The sequence below is a fragment of the Amnimonas aquatica genome (assembly GCF_002943415.1).
Classification (GTDB): Bacteria; Pseudomonadota; Gammaproteobacteria; order Pseudomonadales; family Moraxellaceae; genus Perlucidibaca; species Perlucidibaca aquatica_A.
On the sequence record NZ_PTQZ01000199.1, the window covers coordinates 1 to 3244 of the forward strand.

The window sequence follows — 3244 nt, forward strand, 5'->3', positions numbered from 1 at the left end:
GGCGAACTGCGCCACGAGACGCAGGTGCGGCTGGACGCCGCCGGAATCGCGCTGTCCTGGCCACTGCACGACACCGGCCAGGACATCACGCTGAACTACGATGTCTACAAGCACTACCTGTCGATCATGCGCGAGCTGTTCGCCAACATCATCCGCCATGCCGGCGCCACCCGCGTGCGGGTCGATATCGACTGCCGGGACGGATGCCTGCTCAGCCGCATCGGCGACGACGGCCAGCGCTTCAACGGCGAGCACCCGGGCCACGAAGGCGGCCACGGCCTGTTCAACCTGCAGCGCCGGCTGCAGGAACTGGGCGGCACCCTGCGCTACGACCGCGGCGATGACGGCAACCTCGCCGAGCTCGACATTCCGCTGCGGGCGGCGGACTGATGCCCCCCGCCACAATGGCCGCGCCGGCGGCCCTGCCCGTCGATGCCGTGCTGCCGACGCTGCTGGCCACGCTGTCGGCACAAAACACGCTGGTGCTGCAGGCACCGCCCGGCAGCGGCAAGACCACGCGCGTGCCGCTGGCCCTGCTCGGGCTGCTCGCGCGCGCCGGCAGCGATGGCACCGGCGAGCCTGCCTGGCTGGCCGGGCGGCGCATCGTCATGCTGGAGCCGCGCCGGCTGGCGGCACGTTCGGCGGCGCGCTACATGGCATCGCTGCTGGGCGAAGAAGCCGGGCAGCGTGTCGGCTACCGTACCCGCCTCGACACCCGGGTCGGCGCCGCGACCCGCATCGAGGTGGTGACCGAGGGCATCCTCTCGCGCCTGCTGCAGGATGATCCGGAACTGTCGGCCTACGGTGCGGTGATCTTCGACGAATTCCACGAGCGCTCGCTGCAGGCCGACCTCGGGCTGGCGCTGGTGCGCGAATGCCAGCAGGTGCTGCGCGATGACCTGCGCCTGCTGGTCATGTCCGCCACCCTCGACACCGGCCCGCTCAGCGCCCTGCTCGGCGACGCGCCGGTGCTCGCCGCCGAGGGCCGCACGTACCCGGTGGAGACCCGCTACAGCCCGCCGCCCGCCGGCCAGACCAGGCCGGGCGAGCACCAGCGCCGGGAAATCCTGCGCCTGCTGTGCGAGGAGACCGGCTCGCTGCTGGTGTTCCTGCCCGGCGAGGGCGAAATCCGCCGCCTCGCCGATGACCTGGCTGCGCTGCTGCCACCGGATGTGCTGCTGTGCCCGCTCTACGGCCAGCTCGCCGGCGCCGAGCAGGACCAGGCCATCAGCCCGGCGCCGGACGGACGGCGCAAGGTCGTGCTGGCCACCGCCATCGCCGAGACCAGCCTGACCATCGAAGGCATCCGCGTGGTGGTCGATGCCGGCCTGGCGCGCGTGCCGGTATTCGATCCCGGCTCCGGCATGACCCGCCTGCACACCGAGCGCGTTTCGGCGGCAGCGGCGGAACAGCGCCGGGGCCGCGCCGGCCGTCTCGGCCCCGGTCTCTGCGTGCGGCTCTGGAGCAGCGAAGAGCAGGCGCGCCTGCGGCCTTTCGCCACGCCCGAGATCCTCGCCGCCGACCTGGCGCCACTGGTGCTGGAGCTGGCCGGCTGGGGCGTGCGCGATCCGCAGGACATGGCCTGGCTCGACCAGCCGCCGGCACCGGCCTGGGCACAGGCGCGGGAACTGCTGGTCAGACTCGGCGCCCTGCGCGCCGATGGCGGCATCAGCGACCATGGCAAGGCCATGCTCGGGCAGGGCCTGCCGCCGCGGCTGGCGCATCTGCTGCTGGCCGGGCGCGCCCGCGGCCTCGGTCGTCTGGCCGCCGAGCTGGCGGCGCTGCTCGGCGAGCGCGACCTGCTCGCCGGTCCGGCCGCCACGCTGGCCGGCGTCGACCTGCACCGCCGCCTCGCCNGGCCGGCGAGTCCTGGCTGGTGGCCGTCCAGCTCGATGGCCAGGCCCGCGAGGCACGCATCTTCCTGGCCGCGGCCATCACCCAGGATACGCTGGAGCAGCTGTTCGCCGGGCGCATGGAGACCAACGACCTGCTGGCCTGGGATGCCAGCGCCGGCGCTGTGACGGCGAAGCGCCAACGCCGCCTCGACGCCCTGCTGCTGGCCGAGTCGCCGCTGCCCCGGCCCGACCCGGACACCCTGCTGCCGGTGTTCCTGGCCGGGCTGACGCAGGCCGGCGCGCAGGCACTGCCGTGGACACCGCGCCTGCGCCAGTGGCAGGCGCGCGTGCGCCTCATGCACGGCCTGGAGCCGGCACAGTGGCCGGATGTCGGCGATGCCGCACTGACCGCGACCCTGGCCGACTGGGCTGCGCCCTGGCTGAGCGGCATCTCGCGCCTGTCCGAACTCGCCGGCTTTCCGCTGCACGATGCCCTCGCCGCGCTGCTGGACCCGGCCCGCCAGCGCCAGCTCGACGCCCTGCTGCCGGAGCGCATCACCGTGCCCAGCGGCTCCGAGGTCGAGATCGACTACTGCGCCGCCGAGGACAACCAGCTCGGCCCGGTGCTGGCGGTGAAGCTGCAGGAGCTGTTCGGCCTGCGCACGACGCCGGCGCTGGCCGGCGGCCGCGTGCCGCTGACCCTGCACCTGCTGTCACCGGCGCGGCGCCCGGTGGCGGTCACCGGCGACCTCGCCAGCTTCTGGCGCCAGGGCTACCCGGAGGTGCGCAAGGACCTGCGCGGCCGCTACCCCAAGCACCCGTGGCCGGAAGACCCGCTCACCGCCCCGGCGCAGCGCGGCGTGAAACGGCGCGATGCCTGAGCGCCGGCTCGTCGCCAGCCTGCTCCGCCCCCGCCGGGCCCGGCGTATACTGGCGACATGACCGAACTCTCGCTGCTGCAGAAAATCCTGGTGTGGGCGCCGCCGGTGCTGTTCGCCATCACCGTGCACGAAGCCGCCCACGGCTACGCCGCGCGCGCCCTCGGCGATGACACCGCCGCCCGCCTCGGGCGCCTGAGCCTGAACCCGCTGCGCCACATCGACCCGGTCGGCACCGTGCTGGTGCCCGGCGTGCTGCTGATGCTCGGCGGTTTCCTGTTCGGCTGGGCGAAACCGGTGCCGGTGGACATGCGCCGCCTGCACCGGCCGCGCCAGGACATGGCGCTGGTGGCCGCCGCCGGGCCGGCCGCCAATGCCGTCATGGCGCTGGGCTGGGGCCTGCTGCTGAAATGGCAGGCCGGCGGCAGCGGCGAAACCGCCCTGCTGCTGAGCTACATGGCGGTGGCCGGCATCATCATCAACCTGGTGCTCATGGTGCTCAACCTGCTGCCCATGCCGCCGCTGGACGGC

At 73.8% G+C, this 3244-nt stretch carries 3 protein-coding genes and 1 pseudogene; all 4 read left to right on the forward strand.

The genetic code is table 11. The annotated features are described in order from the left end of the window. A partial coding sequence (locus tag C5O18_RS10475; RefSeq protein WP_338132507.1) for a sensor histidine kinase occupies window positions 1-390 on the forward strand: 390 nt, incomplete at its 5' end. Window positions 391-404: 14 nt separating this feature from the next. After that, a pseudogene (hrpB, locus tag C5O18_RS07775) lies at window positions 405-1808 on the forward strand (ATP-dependent helicase HrpB); the annotation flags it as partial. A 68-nt stretch (window positions 1809-1876) separates the two neighbouring features. Continuing rightward, the gene (locus C5O18_RS10900) at window positions 1877-2716 is read left to right on the forward strand and encodes an ATP-dependent helicase C-terminal domain-containing protein (protein WP_478209688.1); all 840 of its coding nucleotides are present in this window, start codon (window positions 1877-1879) and stop codon (window positions 2714-2716) included. Window positions 2717-2773: 57 nt separating this feature from the next. Continuing rightward, on the forward strand, window positions 2774-3244 hold a 471-nt coding region (locus C5O18_RS07780; RefSeq protein WP_105192928.1), incomplete at its 3' end, for a site-2 protease family protein.